This window comes from Chryseobacterium endalhagicum (assembly GCF_016745235.1).
Classification (GTDB): Bacteria; Bacteroidota; Bacteroidia; order Flavobacteriales; family Weeksellaceae; genus Chryseobacterium; species Chryseobacterium endalhagicum.
Genome location: NZ_JAELVM010000001.1, coordinates 146,000 through 166,054, shown reverse-complemented (window position 1 = coordinate 166,054; position 20,055 = coordinate 146,000). Strand labels below are relative to the sequence as shown.

The 20,055-nt window shown below is 39.1% G+C and carries 18 protein-coding genes; 9 read left to right on the top strand and 9 right to left on the bottom strand.

Annotated elements, in window-relative coordinates; genetic code table 11:
• Window positions 1-14: 14 nt before the first annotated feature.
• The 5 genes from JET18_RS00690 to lpxB form a co-directional block, all read right to left on the bottom strand.
• A complete protein-coding gene (locus tag JET18_RS00690; RefSeq protein ID WP_202088438.1) occupies window positions 15-2,027 on the bottom strand; it encodes a fumarate reductase/succinate dehydrogenase flavoprotein subunit in 2,013 nt (670 codons plus the stop codon).
• 16 nt (window positions 2,028-2,043) lie between these two features.
• Complete coding sequence (locus JET18_RS00685; RefSeq protein ID WP_202088436.1) at window positions 2,044-2,706, bottom strand: succinate dehydrogenase cytochrome b subunit; 663 nt, start codon at window positions 2,704-2,706, stop codon at window positions 2,044-2,046.
• 144 nt (window positions 2,707-2,850) lie between these two features.
• Window positions 2,851-4,620, bottom strand: coding sequence for a ComEC/Rec2 family competence protein (locus JET18_RS00680; RefSeq protein ID WP_202088434.1), 1,770 nt, complete (start codon window positions 4,618-4,620; stop codon window positions 2,851-2,853).
• Window positions 4,621-4,839: 219 nt separating this feature from the next.
• A complete protein-coding gene (locus JET18_RS00675) occupies window positions 4,840-5,925 on the bottom strand; it encodes a glycoside hydrolase family 99 protein (protein ID WP_202088432.1) in 1,086 nt (361 codons plus the stop codon).
• Between the two features lie 12 nt (window positions 5,926-5,937).
• Window positions 5,938-7,041 carry a lipid-A-disaccharide synthase gene (gene lpxB / locus JET18_RS00670; RefSeq protein WP_202088431.1) on the bottom strand — a complete coding sequence of 368 codons (1,104 nt, stop codon included), beginning with the start codon at window positions 7,039-7,041 and terminating at the stop codon, window positions 5,938-5,940.
• A gap of 164 nt (window positions 7,042-7,205) precedes the next feature.
• Here lpxB and JET18_RS00665 point away from each other — a divergent pair, with 164 nt between their 5' ends.
• The 3 genes from JET18_RS00665 (at window position 7,206) to JET18_RS00655 (ending at window position 9,719) form a co-directional block, all read left to right on the top strand.
• Window positions 7,206-7,715 (top strand): DUF2480 family protein, encoded by a 510-nt coding sequence (locus JET18_RS00665; RefSeq protein ID WP_202088430.1) that lies wholly within the window; start codon window positions 7,206-7,208, stop codon window positions 7,713-7,715.
• A 1-nt stretch (window position 7,716) separates the two neighbouring features.
• Entirely contained in the window at window positions 7,717-8,976 is a 1,260-nt protein-coding gene (locus tag JET18_RS00660) for a protein O-mannosyl-transferase family (RefSeq protein ID WP_202088429.1), read from the top strand.
• An 83-nt stretch (window positions 8,977-9,059) separates the two neighbouring features.
• A complete protein-coding gene (locus JET18_RS00655) occupies window positions 9,060-9,719 on the top strand; it encodes a DUF937 domain-containing protein (RefSeq protein ID WP_202088428.1) in 660 nt (219 codons plus the stop codon).
• 52 nt (window positions 9,720-9,771) lie between these two features.
• On the opposite strand, the gene JET18_RS00650 is transcribed toward JET18_RS00655, so the two are convergent.
• Together JET18_RS00650 and JET18_RS00645 are read right to left on the bottom strand one after the other, a co-directional pair.
• Window positions 9,772-9,891 (bottom strand): 30S ribosomal protein THX, encoded by a 120-nt coding sequence (locus JET18_RS00650; protein ID WP_202088427.1) that lies wholly within the window; start codon window positions 9,889-9,891, stop codon window positions 9,772-9,774.
• Between the two features lie 270 nt (window positions 9,892-10,161).
• Window positions 10,162-11,556 carry an MATE family efflux transporter gene (locus JET18_RS00645; protein ID WP_202088426.1) on the bottom strand — a complete coding sequence of 465 codons (1,395 nt, stop codon included), beginning with the start codon at window positions 11,554-11,556 and terminating at the stop codon, window positions 10,162-10,164.
• Between the two features lie 111 nt (window positions 11,557-11,667).
• Between JET18_RS00645 and JET18_RS00640 the strand changes: the two genes are divergently transcribed.
• From JET18_RS00640 to JET18_RS00625, 4 genes are all read left to right on the top strand, one after another.
• Window positions 11,668-12,027, top strand: coding sequence for an ankyrin repeat domain-containing protein (locus JET18_RS00640; RefSeq protein WP_202088424.1), 360 nt, complete (start codon window positions 11,668-11,670; stop codon window positions 12,025-12,027).
• Between the two features lie 158 nt (window positions 12,028-12,185).
• Complete coding sequence (aspS, locus tag JET18_RS00635) at window positions 12,186-13,940, top strand: aspartate--tRNA ligase (RefSeq protein WP_202088422.1); 1,755 nt, start codon at window positions 12,186-12,188, stop codon at window positions 13,938-13,940.
• A gap of 44 nt (window positions 13,941-13,984) precedes the next feature.
• The gene (locus tag JET18_RS00630; protein WP_202088420.1) at window positions 13,985-14,716 is read left to right on the top strand and encodes a carbon-nitrogen hydrolase family protein; all 732 of its coding nucleotides are present in this window, start codon (window positions 13,985-13,987) and stop codon (window positions 14,714-14,716) included.
• A 341-nt stretch (window positions 14,717-15,057) separates the two neighbouring features.
• Entirely contained in the window at window positions 15,058-16,389 is a 1,332-nt protein-coding gene (locus tag JET18_RS00625) for a M12 family metallopeptidase (RefSeq protein ID WP_202088418.1), read from the top strand.
• 79 nt (window positions 16,390-16,468) lie between these two features.
• Here the strand turns inward: JET18_RS00625 and JET18_RS00620 are convergent, their stop codons facing one another.
• Together JET18_RS00620 and JET18_RS00615 are read right to left on the bottom strand one after the other, a co-directional pair.
• Window positions 16,469-17,740, bottom strand: coding sequence for an adenylosuccinate synthase (locus JET18_RS00620; RefSeq protein WP_202088416.1), 1,272 nt, complete (start codon window positions 17,738-17,740; stop codon window positions 16,469-16,471).
• A 157-nt stretch (window positions 17,741-17,897) separates the two neighbouring features.
• Window positions 17,898-18,569, bottom strand: coding sequence for a Crp/Fnr family transcriptional regulator (locus JET18_RS00615; protein WP_228728462.1), 672 nt, complete (start codon window positions 18,567-18,569; stop codon window positions 17,898-17,900).
• Between the two features lie 42 nt (window positions 18,570-18,611).
• Between JET18_RS00615 and ku the strand changes: the two genes are divergently transcribed.
• Both ku and JET18_RS00605 read left to right on the top strand, forming a co-directional pair.
• Window positions 18,612-19,397, top strand: coding sequence for a non-homologous end joining protein Ku (gene ku, locus JET18_RS00610; protein ID WP_202088414.1), 786 nt, complete (start codon window positions 18,612-18,614; stop codon window positions 19,395-19,397).
• A complete protein-coding gene (locus JET18_RS00605) occupies window positions 19,397-19,999 on the top strand; it encodes a DNA polymerase ligase N-terminal domain-containing protein (RefSeq protein ID WP_202088403.1) in 603 nt (200 codons plus the stop codon). Before ku ends, JET18_RS00605 begins: the two co-directional genes overlap by 1 nt.
• The last annotated feature ends 56 nt before the right edge of the window (window positions 20,000-20,055 follow it).

The window sequence follows — 20,055 nt, the reverse complement described above, 5'->3', positions numbered from 1 at the left end:
TTATAGGTTGGAGATTATTTGTAACTTCTTGCTTTAACTTCAATGTTTTCGTAGATCAGGTCTTCTTTATGCAGAACTTCTGTGGTGATATCATCACTCTGATATTCCCAGGCTCCAACATATTTGAAGTTAACATCATCTCTTTCTGCTTCCCCTTCCGGAGTAGCATGGTCTTCTCTGAAGTGTCCTCCACAAGATTCGTTTCTGTGTAAAGCATCGATCGCCATCAGTTGTCCTAGTTCGATGAAATCCGCTACTCTGAAAGCTTTTTCAAGTTCAGTATTCATTCCATCTGCATCTCCAGGAACTTTCACATCTGCCCAGAATTCTTTTTTCACCTGAGCAATTTCAGCGATAGCTTCTCTCAAACCTTCAGGAGTTCTTCCCATCCCCACTTTATTCCACATGATGTGTCCTAATTTTTTGTGGAAATAATCTACTGAATGCGTTCCTTTATTATTTAAGAAGAACTGTACTTTATCTTTAATTTCTTTTTCAGCCTGATCAAAATCTGCAGAATTTGTAGGAATTGCTCCCGTTCTGATATCTGCTGAAAGATAATCTGCAATCGTGTAAGGAAGAACGAAATATCCGTCTGCCAAACCTTGCATCAAAGCAGAGGCTCCCAATCTGTTAGCTCCGTGATCTGAGAAGTTAGCTTCACCGATTACGAAACATCCCGGGATAGTAGACTGTAAGTTGTAATCCACCCAAACACCACCCATGGTGTAGTGTACTGCAGGATAAATCTTCATTGGCGTTTTGTAAGGATCATCAGCTGTAATTTTTTCGTACATAACGAATAAGTTACCGTATTTTTCCTCAACCCAGGCTTTTCCTAAATCATAGATCTGCTGATCTGTAGGATTGTGAATATGTTTTTCGATAGCAGCTTCTTTACCTTTTTTGATAATCTCTGTAGAGAAATCCAGGTAAACACCTTCTTTGGTATCATTATTCTCGATTCCGAAACCGGCATCACATCTTTCTTTACCCGCTCTGGACGCAACGTCTCTAGGTACAAGGTTTCCGAATGCAGGATATCTTCTTTCCAAATAATAATCTCTATCTTCTTCTTTAATATTTTCAGGTCTTAATTTACCTTCTCTGATGGCTACAGAATCTTCAATTTTCTTAGGAACCCAGATTCTTCCGGAGTTTCTAAGAGATTCAGACATCAAAGTAAGTTTAGACTGCTGTGTTCCGTGAACCGGAATACAAGTCGGGTGAATCTGTACATAACAAGGATTTGCGAAATACGCTCCTTTTTTGTGGATTTTCCAGGCTGCAGAAACGTTGGATCCCATTGCGTTGGTAGAAAGGAAATATACGTTTCCGTAACCTCCTGAAGCAATAACCACAGCGTGAGCAGAATGTCTTTCAATCTCACCTGTTACCAGGTTTCTTGCGATAATTCCTCTTGCTTTTCCGTCTACAATTACCAATTCCATCATTTCATGACGGTTGTACATTTTAATTCTTCCTTTACCGATCTGACGGCTCATTGAAGAATAGGCACCTAATAATAACTGCTGACCTGTCTGTCCTTTTGCGTAGAATGTTCTTTTAACCTGAACCCCACCAAATGAACGGTTATCTAACTGGCCGCCGTAATCTCTACCGAAAGGAACTCCCTGTGAAACGCACTGGTCGATAATATTGGCAGAAACTTCAGCCAATCTGTAAACGTTGGCCTCTCTCGCTCTGTAATCACCCCCTTTGATGGTGTCATAGAATAATCTGTAGGTAGAGTCACCGTCACCCTGATAATTTTTAGCGGCGTTGATACCCCCTTGAGCTGCAATAGAGTGCGCTCTTCTTGGAGAATCCTGGTAGCAGAATGCTTTTACATTATATCCCTGCTCAGCCAGAGTAGCTGCCGCAGAACCTCCTGCCAAACCTGTACCTACAACAATAATATCAATCTTATCTCTGTTGTTTGGTGCAACAAGGTTCATATGGTCTTTATGATTTTTCCATTTATCCTTTAAAGGACCAGCCGGAATTTTTGAATCTAATTTACTCATAATTGGTATATTGATATTATTGAGTTACGAAGTGAAAAATTGCAATGAAAATAAAACCTGCAGGAATAAGGATAGAATACCATTTTCCAAAAGCTTTAATTACCGGAGTGTATTTCGGGTGTCTCGCTCCGATAGACTGGAATGAAGACTGGAAACCGTGCGCCAGATGCAGTCCAAGCAAAACAAAAGAGATCACATAAAGAGCAACTCTCCAAAGGTCTGCAAACTTCTCATGCAACTCCGGCCAGAAACGTTCTGCGTCAGGAGCAATTCCTTCTACATACTTGTAATTGATTTCATGAAGCCAGAAATCATATAAGTGAAGCGCAAGGAAAGCCAAAACAACAGCTCCGGAAATAATCATATTTCTGGACATCCATGAAGAGTTCACGGAAGGGTTGTTTGAAGCGTACTTTACCGGACGCGCTTTATTGTTCTTAATTTCAAGTACAAATCCCATAATGAAATGGAACAGAACTGCAAAACCAAGAACAGGCTGCATTAAGAACTGCACAAAAGGATTATAGCCCATAAAATCTGATGCGGTGTTGAATGCATCACGGTTCAGGACTGATAACAAATTGGTCGTCAAATGCAGTATAAGAAAGATCAGCAAAAATAGAGCTGATAATGCCATCGCATATTTTCTACCTATCGTAGAACTCGTTAAACCTGCCATATAAGTTTAAATTTGAATTTCCCACAAAATTAAGAAATGTTAACAATATCGAAAAGTGAGAAATCTCACAATTAGCCAGTTTGTAATCTTTCTAAATAAGAATCCAGCACATTATTTACGGGAAAAATGGTAAATCCTTTTTATTTATTTCAAATCATAAATCCGGCCATGATAAACTACTTTTTGTGCCGTTTCAGGAAGCGTTTTTATTTCCATTATTCTGATACGCCGCGAAGAGCAGTACGGACCCGCTATAAACCTGAGCAGCTTCTTTTTATCTGAATTTTCAGCGATCCAGAAACACACCCTATTTCCTTTCTTTACAGACACTATTTTAGCCTTATTAAAATCATGAAAAATGATCTCATCTTTCCGGTTTTCGTAGATATTAAATCCTGTTTTAATCATAAAAAAAGTGATGATCACTAGCGATAATCTCATTGAATTTTTAAAATCAATCTTTAAAAGCAATGGTCTCATCCAATAAACAATCACAAATAGTGAAAATACCTCCACTCCATTCATCGGAATATCTGAAAAAAACAACAGGTCTGCTTCTGCAAACCAGTGAATAAGTTTCAGTAAAATCTGTATTGAGATATCGTAAACCCCATTGATCCATCCGAAATCCATCTGTAACGAAATGAGAATGGCCATCAGGAAGGAAAATACAATGATGAGTTCTGAAAATGGAACAATCAGAATATTGGCAGGAATGGAAACGAGTGAAAACTGATGAAAATAAAAAAGAATCAGCGGAAGGGCCGCTGCCTGCGCCGCAATAGATATAGTGACCGCATTGAAGATCAGCTTTTTAAAATAACCGTTCTGCCTGGGAAAATAGTTCAGAAGAGGCTGATTAAGCCAGAAAATCCCCAAAACCGCAAGAAAACTGAGCCGGAAACCTATATCGAAAATCTGCTGGGTATCTGCAACCAGAATAATCAGGGCAGACAATGAAAGAGAGTGAAGCAAATCCGGCTTTCTCTGCAAAAGCACATAGACAAAATACACCGTCAGCATGATACAAGACCTCATCACTGAGCTTCCAAAACCAATGAGTGCGGCAAACAGCCAGATAAAAACAATGCTGGTAACCACTGCATATTTTCTAAACCTCAACGGACTGAATCTGGTAAGCAGGAAATAAAATATCCCGAAAATCACAACGATATGGGTACCCGAAATAGCCAGAAGATGCACCATTCCTGATTTGTTAAAATCCTCTACGGTTTCCGGATCGGTTTCCGTTCTGTCTGCCAGAATAATTCCTTTTAAAAACTCTCTGGTTTTTGAGGACAGCTCAGCGTTATCGATCTTTTTCAGGATTCCAAACCTGTGCTGCTGAATCCGTTCGTTGAAAGTCAGATCGCTTCTTTCTCCGGAAGAAACTCCTCTGGAAATATAACACTGGTATTCAATATTTTTCCTTCTCAGATAGCGTGCATAATCGAACTGAAAATCATATTCAGGGGATCTGGGTTTGGAAAGATAGGCTTCCCCTTTATAGTAATGCCTGAAATCGAGTTCTTTTTCATCTTTTGGAAGATACAGAACAACATTGAAGCTTTCCTTTCCGGTCTGGACAAAAGCTTCATATTTTTTATTTTTCTCTGTAGAATTTAATTTCTTCGAGATCTTAAAAGTGACTGTTGTATTTTGGGGAACTGATAAGCTGTCCGGAGTAAACGTATTAAAATAATGAAGGATTATTCCCGCTCCAAAAAACAGCAGGCCCAGCAGAACCGCTTTTGTTTTATGTAAAAAATAGGAATGAAAGAAACAGGCAATAATAATCAGCAGACAGATCCCGGCTACAACATGAATCGAAGTTTTATTCAACAATAGCATGTCCTCACAAAAGATTCCGAGGATAAAGCACACAGCCAGAATAAGAAGAGGTTGTTGGCTCAACTGATATTATTTTACGGTCAAAAAAATATCAATTTATTTGAATTTTGAATAACACGGATTTTGCAGGATTGCAGCCATGTCCTTCAGTTTAATGAATAATTAAGCACCTGATTATTTCCTATAAAATTCTATTTACACAAAAAAAAAGCCATCTCAACAGACAGCTTTATATTTGAAAATTATTAACAGAAAAATAGATTTTTATTCTGAATGTACAGTTTATTTGCTTTTTAAAAACCGGTCTGTCAGCATTTTGGTTTCTTTAATGTAAAACCACGGATCTTTTCCATAGTCTTCATATTTGAAATCTCCGGCCTTTTTAGGGATCGCAGGTTCTATCTGCGTGCCTTCATGCCATTCATTAAAAGAAGTGATTCCAATGAAATCCGGATTGACTTTTACCGCCGTATCAAACATTCTTTCATAGTATTTTCCATTCTCCCTGCTTTTAAAATTGGCTTCGTTCCACGGTCTTATTCTGGTATCCGAATAGCCGGGACCTACGCACGGAATGAAAACAAGATGATGTTCTTTTGCATACCGGGAAAGATCATTCCAGTTGGAAGTTGTGCTTCCGAAAACAAAGCCTTCACTTGCAAAATAGGTATAAAAGCCGTCAAAGCCGGAATTTTTAAAAAAATCTGCGTGTTCTTTTTCTACCCACAATCCAATGTAAAGTCCATCCAATTCTGTATTCCGGACCGTATTTTCGCCGTTTTTTGAAAGAAGTTTTGACCATTCTTCAGGAGAGATCTTATAACTGTCGTATACATAATACAACGGTTTTCCATCTTTTTTGTAAAAGGCATGATGATGGGAATAGGTCTTCACAAGATAAGAAAGCTGTTCTTTAAGCTCTGTTATATTTTTATAGAAAGGCTCAATATGAAAAGTGACTTTCAGATTAAACTGATCCGCAATATCCAGGTATTTGTTAATACTTTTATCTACAAAGGAATCTTTCCCGAGCCAGCTTAAAACCACCACTCCCACTCCTGAATCTTTGATCATTTTCATGTGTTTTTTAATGATCTCAGGGTCATTGGAGCTGTAATTTCCCAGGGCGGGATAAAAATTAGCCCCGATATCATCTCCTCCCTGGTGATTTCCCAGATTGTTCCACTTCGGATTGTTCCAGTGGGGTAAAATATCATGGTTCCAGTGGTCATATTTTCCATCTGTTTCAGGATTGGCATACCATCCGTAATAGAAAATCTGAACCTGGTCCCGTGATTTATTCTGGGCAAAGCTTTTCACGGAGATACCCAAGAGTACAATGATGATCAGTAAACGTTTAAAATTCATGGTTAAAAAAAATTACATATTTAAAATCACCTCAGCAGCTTTCTCACTTGCTCCTTTTCCACCAAGTTTTTCTCTTAAAAGGCTGTAATCCTCCAAAACCTGGCTTCTCTTTTCACCGTCAATGATTTTATGAAGTTCTTCTACAAGATTTTTGGTATTCAGGTCCGTCTGGATCAGCTCCTTCACCACTTCCCGGTCCATGATGAGATTCACCAGAGAAATGTATTTGATGTTTTTCACCAGTCTTTTGGCAATAGCATATGAAATTTTACTTCCGCGGTAACAAACCACTTCCGGAATATTAAGCAAAGCTGTTTCTAAGGTTGCCGTTCCTGAAGTTACCAAAGCCGCTTTTGAACATCTCAGCAGATCATATGTTCTGTTCGAAACAAAATGAACATTGTCATCTACATATTTCTGGTAAAACTCTTTCGGAAGACTTGGTGCACCGGCAATCACAAACTGATAGTTTTTAAAATGAGGCCTCACAGAAAGCATAATCTCCAGCATTTTCTCCACTTCCTGTTTTCTGGAACCGGGCAGAAGTGCGATGATCTCTTTTTCGTTGAGTCCGTTTTCTTTTTTAAATCCGTCGATATTGATGTCTTTCAGGCTGGAAATCGCATCCAGCAACGGATGGCCCACAAAATGGGAATGTACACCATGACCTTTGTAAAAATCTTCCTCAAACGGAAGAATCACCATCATTTCATCCACATATTTTTTGATGATCTCTACCCTGCCTTCTTTCCAGGCCCACAGCTGTGGAGAAATATAATACACCACTTTGATGCCCAGTTCTTTTGCAAATCTGGCAATTCTCAGGTTGAAGCCCGGATAATCAATCAGGATGAGAATATCAGGCTTATGATTCTTAATATCTTCCTTACAGAACTTGATGTTATTCAGAATTGTCCTTAGGTTCATTGCCACTTCAAGGAATCCCATAAAAGCAAGGTCCCGGTAATGTTTTACCAGTGTTCCGCCCTGAGCATTCATCAGATCACCGCCCCAGAACCTTATTTCGGCCTGCGGATCTTTCTGTAAAAGGGCTTTCATTAAATTGCTTCCATGCAGATCACCGGAAGCTTCTCCTGCAATAATATAGTATTTCATTTCTTTCGAAATCTTTTTATTGGTTTATAATCACCATAAACACTTCCTCAGATCTCAATGACAGAATGATTTTGAATCATGGGAGGTTTCTATGGTAAGGATAGAGAACAAATTAAGGTTTGCTTGATCTTAATTTGTAAATTTGTCCAAAGATAATGATAAAAATGTCAGAAGAATTTGAAATCCGAAACAAAGTTGCTGAAAGCGGTCTGGTGAATTTTGACCTCTCTACCCTGATTCCTAAAGGGGTAAGAAAGGGTATTGACCTTAAAGATTTTCTTTTCCAGGAAATGATCCTGAAGGAAAAAGATTTCAGAGAAAAGGTAGAAGCAATAGACGTTCACGAATATGAAGACGCTTACATCTATATTTATAATTCTGTAGATACTATTGTTCCGCTGTGGGCATATTTTGTGTTAACCGCTAAACTTACAGACGTTGCTAAAAAAATCGTCTTCGGAAACCGTGAGGATCTTGAAGTGATTCTGATGCATAACGTCATTCAGACCCATGATTTTGAAGAAATGAGAGGCAAAAGAGTCCTGGTAAAAGGCTGCTCAGATAAGGAAATCCCTGAAAATGCCTATATAGAACTTGTTGAACAGCTGAAACCCTTAGTAAAATCATTAATGTTCGGGGAAGCATGTTCCAATGTTCCTATTGTAAAGAATTAATATGAAGAAATATGCATCGGCTGTTTTTCTGTTTCTGATTTTTCTGGTGATTTATTTCGCCGGAAGTTTTACAAGAGTTCCTTTTGCAGACTGTATCGGTTTTGTATTTGAAGCGGAAAAAGGTGAATATATTTCGACAGCTACGGCGACTACCCACTTTCTTTATATCAATACGGTTATTCTCATTAAAAATCTCACAGGTCTTGATGCCATTGAAGCAAGCCGCGTGCTTATTATTCTTTCGGGAGCGGCCACAGTTCCTGTTATTTATCTCACGGTAAAGACTCTTACAAAAACGGAATGGGCGTCTCTTACCGCAGCATTTGTATTTGGGTTTAGTTTTTCTTTCTGGAGAAATGCGGAGATTGTGGAAGTGTATACCTACAATTCCTTTTGGATAAGCCTTTTTTTCTTTTCCATTATTAAAAGTTTTACAGACCATAAAAAAAATTATATTCTTGCAGCCGGTCTTTTTTTAGGAATCAGTCTTTGGGTTCACATTCAGAATATCCTTCTGATTCCGGCTTTTCTGGTGTTTCTTTTTTACTTCAGAAATGAGAAGAAGCATGCGTACAGCTCGTTGCTGATCTTCGGTGTCCTGTTTGTATCCCTGTTTATTCTCAATATGTCTCAGGGATATTCGGTCAATTCCGTTTACAGCTCTGACCGTGGTAACTGGGTAGAGGATTCTTTCAAGAAAACTTCCGTTCAGTATCTCAAAGATTTTTTCCAGTCATTTGCCTACCTGATCTATAATTTCAATGTGTTTACATTCTTCGGGGTAATCGGTGCTGTATTTCTGTATGGATTTAACAGAAAAATGTTTTATGTTTTTCTTGCCGGGTCGGTATGCGTCTATGGGTTTTCAACATTTTATGCTGTTTCGGATAATTATGTTTTCTTCCTTCCTTTCAATAATATTTTTGCCCTGTCCATAGGATATGCGCTTTCTCTTCCAAAATATACTTTTCTTAAAAAATATTCGTGGGCATGCCTTCTTATTCCTCTCGGATATGTGGCAGTGTATAAAGCTGCTTTGTCTACGGAAAAAGGAAAGGAAGTTCATGCGTTCAAAGAGTATAAAGGAGGCCTGAACTATTATATGCTTCCCTGGATGAATGACAACGCCGGAATCCTGGAATTTACGATTGATAAAAAGACCGCTACTGAGCCCGTTTACTGGGTAATCACCAGTGCCAACGATTATATAAAGCTGAAGAAAAGCAAAGGATACACCGAAGAGGAGATCAAAAAACTTTAACAATAATTGTGAAATAAAAAAAATTGTGAATAACTTTTTTTGATAACTTTGATTTACTTAATACTTTAAAATAAACACAAACTATGAGTTTAATTGACCTACTTACAGGTAACACCAGCAATCAGGTTGCTGAACAGGCTGAAAACAAATTCGGAATCAGCAGAAACCAGATTATTGCCCTTTTGGCAGTAGCTGCCCCTCTCGTTATTTCTTACCTTAGAAACAAGTCTCAGGATGCTAAAGAAGCAGAAGCATTAAATAACGCTTTGGATAAAGACCACGACGGAAGCATTCTGGATGATGCAACTCAGGCAGAAGCAAGACAGGCAGAAGGAGGATCTATCCTTGACCACGTTTTTGGAGGTCAGAAAAGCAACGTTGAAAATCAGCTTTCTCAAAATACAGGAATCTCTATTGACAAAATCGGGCCTATTTTAGCAATGCTGGCTCCGGTAATCATGGGATATATCGGTAAGGAAAAACAACAGAACAATGTAGGAGCAGGAGGCCTTGGAGATCTTTTAGGAGGAATTCTTGGTAATGCATCCAACCAGGCTCAGGAGCAGCAGTCTAATCCATTGAATGATATTTTAGGAAGCGTTTTAGGAAACGGCCAGTCACAGGCTGGCGGAAACCCGCTTAACGATATTCTGGGAAGCGTACTTGGAGGCGGCGGTGGCCAGCAACAACAGCAGGGAGGCGGATTAGGAAGCATCCTTGGTAATATTTTAGGAGGTAAATAATTTAATTTTGTATATAAAAAAGGCTGAAGAGTGATCTTCAGCCTTTTTATTTTTAGCTCTTTGCTTTAGTCTCGGATGAACCTGTTGACTTGGAAGATTTTCTCGGTCTTCTTTTACCATAGCTTCCTGAATTGATCTTTCCTCTTCTTGATTTTTTGTCTCCTTTTCCCATAGTTATACTTATTTTTATTGGTTATCACTAAATTAAAAAATATGCATTACATCAAAAAATCCAGGCTGTTAAAATTTTTATAAAAATAAATAAAGAAGGGAAGTCTGAAGCTGGAAGAGGGAAGTTATTCAGCACAAAAAAATAACCTTCGCCCAATTTTAACTATTCATATTCCTCTTTAAAGATTCCTTTCATCAAATTTAACCAACCACCAGCCATTACAAGCCCTTCCAGTAACTTCCATCCTTCATCCTCCCTCTTCCTTTCCCCTCACACTTTCACCGTCTTCCACTTTCCTTTCTTAAACAGAATAAAAGCAACGATGGTAATCAAGGTTTCTGCTGCGGGAATAGAGATGAAAACCCCTTTCGGTCCCATTCCAAAATGTTTTGAAAGAAAATACGCCAGCGGGATCTGAAACAGCCAGAATCCGAAAAAATTCACCCAGGTTGGCGTCCAGGTATCACCTGCTCCATTAAAAGCATTGATCAGCACCATCCCGATTCCGTAGAAAATAAATCCGGTACACATGATGTGCAGGGCATTTTTAGCAAAATCTTTGATTTCCGTTTCCTGGGTAAAAAAGCCTACGAGAAAATCTCCCAGCAGGAAAAATATCAGGCTTACCGCCAGCATAAAGATCACATTATATTTTACCGTCTTCATGACAGACTGTTCTGCTCTCAGCATTTCATTGGCTCCCATATTCTGTCCTACCAGCGTAGACGCGGCATTGCTCAGCCCCCATGCAGGAAGCATAAAGAACATCATCAGCCTCAAAGCGGTCTGGTAACCCGCAGAAGCATTCTCTCCTCCCGTAGTGGCAACCAGCTGTGCCAGAAAGATCCAGCTGCAGGAAGCAATCACAAACTGGAAGATACCGGGTGTTGCAATTTTGACAATACTTTTTATCTGTTTAAAATCTGGGGTAAAATAAGGAAGCGCAATACGGATCTGGGTATCTGCCACCAGAAGATGATACAGCTGGTAAACGACTCCGATACTGCGCCCGATTGTTGTAGCTAAAGCAGCTCCGGTAAGTCCCATCGCAGGAACCGGTCCGAAACCTTTAATCAGAACCGGACAGAGGATGATATTCACAATATTGGCGATCCATAAAGATTTCATGGCAATGGCTGCATTTCCTGCTCCTCTGAAAATTCCGTTGATCAAAAATAAAAGCATAATGATCACGCTGCTTCCCATCATAATCCTGGTAAAGTCTTTTCCATAGGCTGCTGCTTCAGGCTTTGAACCCATCAGAATCAGGATTTCCTCAGCATAAATAACACCGAATAAACTCAGAATGATTGTAATGGTAAATGATACCAGCAAAACCTGCGCAGCACTTCTGGAAGCCTGCTCCGGATTTTTCTCCCCGATTCTCCGTGCCACCAATGCGGTAGCAGCCATACTCATTCCAATCGCGATAGAATACATCACGGAAAGCACAGATTCCGTTAAGCCCACCGTCTGGATGGCGTATCCGCTATCTTTCAGGTGACCTACAAAATACAGGTCCACCAATGCAAAAACAGATTCCATAGCCATTTCCAGCATCATAGGAATGGCAAGGAGAAGTACGGCGCTTCTTATCGTTATTTTGGTATAATCGACCTCTTCGCCGCTGAATGCCTTTTTCAAAAAATCTATATATCTAGCCATTTTCTAATCAATAATTATCTGATTCTCAAAAATACAAATTCAATTCCTATAAAAAATAAGTTACCTATATCAAAAAATTAATTAGATTTGTATATTGTTAAAATGAATCTTATGAAAAAAATAATCTCTACTGCCTTTCTACTTGTCATTTCAGTATCTGCCAATATGCTGTCTGCTCAATCGCTTAGCAAAAGCCAGATGCAGGCTATTCAGTCTGATGACGTTGCTGTATTTAAAAAGAATTTTTCAAAAGCAGATTACAATAAATGTTTTCCGCTTAAAAATGAAACTTTCAGTGCATTAGGCTTCAGCTCATTGTATGGCAGAAATAATATTGTGAAATTTTTATTAGACAATCAGGCAGATGTCAATAAGGAATGTAACGGTAAAACTCCTCTTTCATTAGCTAAATTAGGGAATAAAGAACAAACCGCACAACTATTGATACAAAAAGGTGCTGTAAATAATTAAAAGCCCATCAATAATATACAAAGACTTCCGAAAGGAAGTTTTTTTTGTTTATAAAACCTTCAAAAATCCTATCTTTGCATCCGGAATTTAGGATTGAAAATTTAATGATCAAAAAGCTCAGTCCTATATCTTATACATTGAACCTTAAACAAATAATTATGTTTCGATCACACACGAACGGAGAATTATCTCTGAAAAATCTTAATGAAGTAGTTACACTTTCCGGATGGGTACAGACTATCCGTGATAAAGGATTTATGATTTGGATAGATCTTCGGGATCGTTACGGAATTACTCAGTTGGTTTTCGATCAGGACCGTTCTTCAGCCCAGCTGATGGAAGAGGCTAAAAAACTGGGTCGTGAATTCGTCATTCAGGTTACCGGAAAAGTAATTGAAAGAGTAAGCAAAAACCCGAATATTCCAACCGGAGAAATTGAAATTTTAGTTGAGAAACTAACGGTTCTTAATGAATCCCAGCTTCCACCTTTCACCATTGAAGATGAAACGGACGGCGGTGAGGAATTAAGAATGAAATACCGCTACCTGGATATCAGAAGAAATCCTGTAAAAGAAAAGCTGATCTTCCGTCATAAAATGGCCCAGAAGGTTAGAAATTACCTTTCAGATGAAGGATTTATTGAAGTGGAAACTCCTGTTTTAATTAAATCTACTCCTGAAGGCGCAAGAGACTTCGTGGTTCCAAGCAGAATGAACCCGGGACAGTTTTATGCCCTTCCCCAATCGCCGCAGACGTTCAAGCAGCTTCTGATGGTAGGTGGAATGGATAAATATTTCCAGATCGTGAAATGTTTCCGTGATGAAGACTTAAGAGCGGACAGACAGCCGGAATTTACCCAAATCGACTGTGAAATGGCTTTCGTAGAGCAGGAAGACATTATGAATGTTTTTGAAGGAATGACCAAAACACTGATCAAAGATATTACAGGTCAGGAATTCGGAGCTTTCCCGAGAATGACGTTTGCAGATGCGATGAAAAAATACGGAAACGACAAACCGGATATCCGTTTCGGAATGGAATTCGTGGAACTTAATGAACTGGTAAAAGGAAAAGACTTTAAAATATTTGATGATGCTGAACTGGTTGTCGGCATCAATGTGGAAGGATGTGCTGATTATACAAGAAAGCAGATTGATGAATTGGTTGACTGGGTAAAACGTCCACAGATCGGGGCATCCGGAATGGTTTGGGCTAAATTCCAGAATGACGGTGTGAAAACCTCATCGGTCAACAAATTCTACAACGAAGAAGACCTGGCGAAGATCATTGAAAAATTCGGAGCAAAAGAAGGTGATTTAATGCTGATCTTATCCGGAAACGAAAACAAGGTAAGAGCCCAGCTTTCTGCCTTGAGAATGGAACTTGGAAACCGTTTGGGACTAAGAAAAGGCGATGTATTTGCTCCGCTTTGGGTTGTAGACTTCCCGTTATTGGAATTTGATGAAGAAAGCGGACGTTATCACGCGATGCACCACCCTTTCACGTCTCCCAAGCCTGAAGATATTCACTTACTGGAAACAGATCCGGGGAAAGCAAGAGCTAATGCTTATGATATGGTTCTTAACGGAAACGAGATCGGCGGCGGATCTATCAGAATTTTTGACAAAGATCTTCAATCTAAAATGTTCGATCTTTTAGGATTTACCAAAGAGGAAGCAGAAGCTCAATTCGGATTCCTGATGAATGCCTTTAAATACGGAGCACCGCCTCACGGTGGATTAGCGTTCGGATTTGACCGTCTGGTGGCTATTCTTGACGGAAACGAAGTGATCAGGGATTATATCGCATTCCCTAAAAACAATTCGGGGCGTGATGTAATGATCGACGCGCCGGCATCCATCGCTGAAGCACAGCTGGATGAACTGGAAATACAATTGAACTTAAAAGCATAAACTGAAAGCGGAGATTTTTTCTCCGCTTTTTTATTTGACATCCTATGAAAATTGCAGCAGCACAAATCAATCCTATCAAGGGAGATATTCTGAAAAATATTGAAAAGCACAAAATAATAATCAAAGAAGCAGCAACTGAAAATGTGGATATGATTATTTTTCCTGAACTTTCGATTACCGGCTACGAACCTGAACTGGCAGAAAAGCTCTCCATAGATTATGAAGATCAGGTTTTAGATGTTTTTCAAAAAATGGCAGATGGCCATACCATGAGCATCGTTATTGGAATGCCGACAAAGTCCGGTGATCAGCTATTGATAAGCAGCATTATATTCGAGCCGGGAAAAAAGAGAGGGGTTTATTCAAAACGTCATCTTTTCCCAACAGAAATCAATATTTTTTCAAGTGGAGAAAGCTTTTGCCAGCTGGAATTGCTGCAGAATAAAATATCACTGGCCATCTGTTATGATTTATCTGATCCTGCCCATTCGCAGGAAGCTTATCACACAAGGGCAACTATTTACACGGCAAGTGTTCTCAATTCAGTCAATGGAATTGATGATGACATTATTAAACTATCCAGCATCGCAGAAAAATTTCACATGCATGTTTTGATGGCCAATTTTGTTGGAGAATCCGGAGGTTATGAATGCGCCGGAAAATCTTCCATATGGAGTAAAACAGGAAGTTTACTGGGGCAGCTCAATGGAGAGGATGAAGGAATTCTGATTTTAGACACTGATAATGACCGGATCGAAAAAATTCATATCAACTAATACCTACCAAAACGAAGAAAAATATTCGTCTTTTTTTGTCCAAAACCACAACAATGTTCAATTTAACTCTGTACTCATTAATAATTGGGGGCTCCTTAATTCTTATGTCAAATATTTGTGAAATAATTAAAATTTTAATTTGATAGAATAAAATCACATAAAATAAATTTATTAACGAAAGAAATACGTTATTCAATGAAATAAATAGTAAAACAACTATTATATTATGTTACGTTTAAATACAGGTTTTATTAGTATATTTATAATTCAAATGCAAATATGTTGATAATACCACTATTCATATTTGAAAAACATTACCAATACACCAATATTTAAATGATATGAAAAGCAAACTATTACTATTATCAGGATGCCTTGTTCTGGCCCTGAATTCGTGCAGATCGGACATTGAAAACACCCAGGCTGATTCTACTGATTATTCAACCACTAAGCTGGATAATACAACGATTCACAAATTATTGATTGATGGGGTTTACACGTATGTTAATGAAGTAAACGGCGAATATTTTTACGCAGAGGATATTACTATTTCAGCGGAACAGTTTAACAAATTAAAGATGCAGGCCAATTCTGAATTGTCAACATCTGAGAAGAGTACCATTGTAAGTTCCTTCATTAAGACATGGCCCAATGCAACTGTTTATTATACATTGCCGAGCCAGGGAACCCTGAGCACTCAGAACTACAATACATTCCTTACCAATATCAACAAAGCGTTTGATATGATTTCTTCTCAAACCAGTATGCAGTTTGTTCAGCGTACGAACCAAACAGAATATATCACTTTTACCTATTCTACAGGCAACAGTTCTCCGCTCGGATGGGTAAAAAACAGAGTAAATGGCATTAAAATTTATAATATTACCTATCCGGCCATTATTGCCCACGAAGTGATGCACTCTATGGGAATCATGCACGAGCAGTGCCGTCCGGACAGAGATCAATACATTATTGTAGACGTCACCAAGGCACAGGCAGGAACTCATCATAATTTCAATCTTTATAATGATTATGGAGGACATGGGGCATTTGATTTCGGTTCAGTCATGATGTATCAATCCACAGATTTTGCTATCAACTCAAGCCAGCCTGTCATGACGAAACTGGACGGTTCTACTTTCACCAAGCAAAGAACAGGATTATCTGCCGGTGACTATGCCGGGATCAATCATCTGTACGGACCTGTTAATGCTACTTCTACCATCAACGGAACGTATACACTGACAACCGCTCTGGCAACGGATAAAAATTTAGGTATCTCAGGAACCACCGCTACAGATGGCACCAGCCTAGTACTGAATTCAGCCTCTACAGGAAATAACCAGAGATTTACTTTCACTAAATCAGATCACGGGTATTACATCATCAAATCTTTATTGGATCCTACAAAAGTATTAACCGTAAAAAGCAGCGGTACAGTGAATGGTACAGCGGTAGAGCTAAGAACCAATTCCAGTACAGATGCCCAGAAATGGTTATTGTTCAATCTTGGAAATAATGGATTTGGATTCGCGCCTAAAAATGCACCATCCCTGAGATTAGAAGTAAAAAGTGGTTTAACCGCTAATCTTACGCCTATTGTGATCGGCACCACGGATCAAACGGTTCAGGCATCTACCAAACAGCGTTTTAAACTTACAAAAGTTAATTAACTTAAACTTTTCAATTCAAATATAAAGAGGTTAGGATATCAATTTCCTAACCTCTTTTGTATATTATAAACTTATTTTATTAACTGTTTAATTTCAAAATCTGCTGTCTTCCCGGCCCTGTAGAAAGATAAGTCACGGGAACACCCAGCTCATTATTCAGAAAGAAAAGAAAATCTTTTAATTTTTCAGGGAGTTCAAATGCGTTTTTAAGCGTTGAAATATCTCCTTCCCAGCCTTCCAGTGTTTTCAGAACCGGGCGGGCGTTTTCAGGAAGCGTTCCGGCAGTCATTTCAAGTGTTCCGTCTTCCAGCTCATAATGGGTACAGACAGCCACAGATTTCATTCCGCTTAAAATATCTGCTTTGGTCAGGATAACCTGGGTAACACCGTTGATCATAATGGCATATCTTAAAGCCGGAAGATCCAGCCAGCCAATTCTTCTCGGGCGTCCGGTATTTGAGCCAAATTCGTGTCCTTTATCTCTGATTTCTTCACCTGCCTGATCAAAAAGCTCAGTCGGGAATATTCCGTTTCCTACTCTTGTACAATACGCTTTCGCAATCCCGAATATTTCACCGACTTTTTTAGGAGAAATCCCCAGACCACTGCTCGCTCCGGCAGCCGTAGTCGATGAAGAGGTTACATAAGGATACGTTCCGTGATCGATGTCCAGCATCGCAGCCTGTGATCCTTCTGCCAATACCTTTTTTCCCTCTGATAAGGCTTTATTTAAAAATATTTCCGTTTCTGTACGTTTGAATGTCTTCAGAAAATCTATCGCTTCAAAAAACTCACTGCTGATCTCTTCAAGAGATGGAAGAACCCTGTCTCCTCCCGCAAGAAATCTGTAACCTCTTTCTAAGATATGAATGACCCTGTTTTTAAAATCCGGGGATTCTATATCTCCCACCCTTAGATTCTGTCTTAAAATTTTATTGGAATAAGCCTGTGCAATACCGTTCTTAGTGGTTCCTATCGTAGTATAATCCGGGTTTTCTTCCATAAAAACATCCAGAAGTCTGTGCGTTGGAAGGACAAGATGGGCTTTTTGTGAAATCACAAGATTTTTTTCCGGTTCAAGGCTTCCGTCAAACTTCTGTAAATTTAAAATCTCGTTTCTGAAACTCACAGGATCCAGCACAGTTCCTGTTCCGATGACGTTCTGAACATCTTTCATAAAAATTCCCGAAGGAAGAGATTTAAGTGTAATTCTCTTTCCGTTGCGTTCTATACTGTGCCCTGCATTCGCACCGCCGTTAAAACGGGCCGTGATATCATAATCCTCACTGATCAGATCAATAAATTTTCCTTTTCCTTCATCGCCCCACTGCAGGCCTAAAACAATGTCCATATATTTAAATTTTATGATACAAAGCTATGACCGTTTGAAAATGAGGCCATTGTCATTTGGCAAAAAGAGAGGATATACTTTTATTCAGTTTCGGCTAAAGCCGGTGGAGATTCTGCTTTTATTTTAAAACGGGCTAAAGCCCGTTTCTATTGATATTTTATACAATATTCCTTCTGATACGGCTTAAAGAAGAAGGTGTTATTCCCAGATAAGAAGCCAGCATAGACTGGGGAACACGGTTGGCCAGCCCCGGATAATGGTTTAAAAAATGAATATACCTTGATTTGGCATCCAGATTCAGCATGGTGCTTGCTACCTTCAGTTTATTCTCTGCGACAAAAGCATGGAGTTTCGCGAATAGTACAGGCCAGATGGTAATTTCCTTTTCCAGTTTTTTGAAGTGTTCAAGGTCAATGGCCAATACTGTTCCGTCGGTGACCGCTTCAATATACTCCAGCGAAGGCATCTGATCCGCAAAACCGTAAAAATCCCCGATGAATCTTCCTTCATAGATAAAATAACGGGTAAAATCATCTCCCTGCTTATTGTAATACAGAGACCGGAACACTCCTTCCTTTACAAAAGCAATTTTCCGGCTTACCTTTCCTGCTTCTATAAAATGTTCACCCTTCTCAATAGTGATTTCCTGCAGCCCATCGGCAATCAGCAGCCGTTCCTCAGGGTTGAGTATTCCAAATTTCCGGATGTAATTAAAAAGTTCTTCCATATGATTTTCGTCCGTAAGCGGGGAAATATAAAGGTAGAAAAACGGAATGAAAAACCCATTGCCATTTGGCAACAAAGCCTCTAAAATATACCACATAATCATTTGGCGGCATGTTAATTGATTGATTTTTAAAAACGTAAGACAATGAAAGCAATTTGGAATGGCGCCATTGGATTCGGTTTAGTCAATATCCCCGTAAAAATCTACTCCGCCACAGAAACTACAAAACTGGATCTCGATATGCTCGACAAATCTGATTTTTCTAATATTAAATTTAAAAGAGTCAACGAGAGCACGGGAAAAGAAGTGAAATGGGAAAACATTGTGAAAGGATATCTCATGGACGATAAATACATCGTTCTTGATAAAGAGGATTATGAAGCGGCAAGCCCCGAAAAAACAAAAATACTTTCCATAGACCAATTTGTAAAAGAAGCTGAAGTAGACAGTGTGTATTTTGAAAATCCCTATTATCTGGAGCCTCAGAAAAATGGTGAAAATGCCTACAGACTTCTGCTTAAAGCCTTGCAGGAAACACAAATGGCAGGAATAGGCACATTTGTACTCCGTGAAAGTGAAGCCATCGGGATGATCAGACCTTATAATGATGAGATCCTGGTCCTTAACAGGCTCCGTTTTGATCAGGAGATCAGAGATTATAAAGATTTAAAGATCCCGGCTAAGAAAGCCCCGAAACCGGCAGAAGTAAAAATGGCGGTAAGTCTTATCAAACAGCTTTCCCAGGATTTTGACCCGGTAATGTATAAAGACACGTATTCTGATGCCCTCATGAAAATCATCAAACAGAAAGCAAAAGGTAAGAATATTAAAGCTAAAAAAGCAGAACCTGCCAAAGAGGGTAAAGTGATTGATCTTATGGCTCAGTTAAAAGCCAGTTTACAAAATTCAAAATCTAAATCTGCATCATAATGGCTCTGAAAGATTATAACGAAAAACGGAAGTTCAATGAAACTACAGAACCTGAAGGGAAAACGAAAAAAAGTAAGGACAAACTTATTTTTGTGATTCAGAGGCATGCGGCGTCCAGGCTTCATTATGATTTCCGGCTGGAAATGGATGGTGTTCTGAAAAGCTGGGCCGTTCCGAAAGGTCCTTCTCTTGATCCCAAAGACAAACGTCTGGCCATGATGGTAGAGGATCACCCTTATGATTATAAAGATTTTGAAGGAAACATTCCGGAAGGCAATTACGGAGCCGGACAGGTGGAAGTCTGGGACAGCGGAACCTACGAACCGCTGGAGGAAACCAAAATACCCCCCGAAAAAGAGCTTTTAAAAGAACTTCATGCCGGTTCATTAAAATTCATTTTACATGGAAAAAAACTGAAAGGGGAATTCGCTCTTGTTAAAATGAAAAACAGCGAAGACAATGCGTGGCTGCTCATTAAACATAAAGATGATTTTGCAGAAAGTCCCTATGATGCTGAAGAAAACACATCACCAAAATCTTTGGTAACGAAATTTTTAGAGGAAAAAAAAAGCCTAAAAATAAAGGCAGAAAAGAAGTCATAACTTCGGAAAAGAGATTCAGAAATTTCAATTCTCTAACGAATGAAAAGAAGCTTACC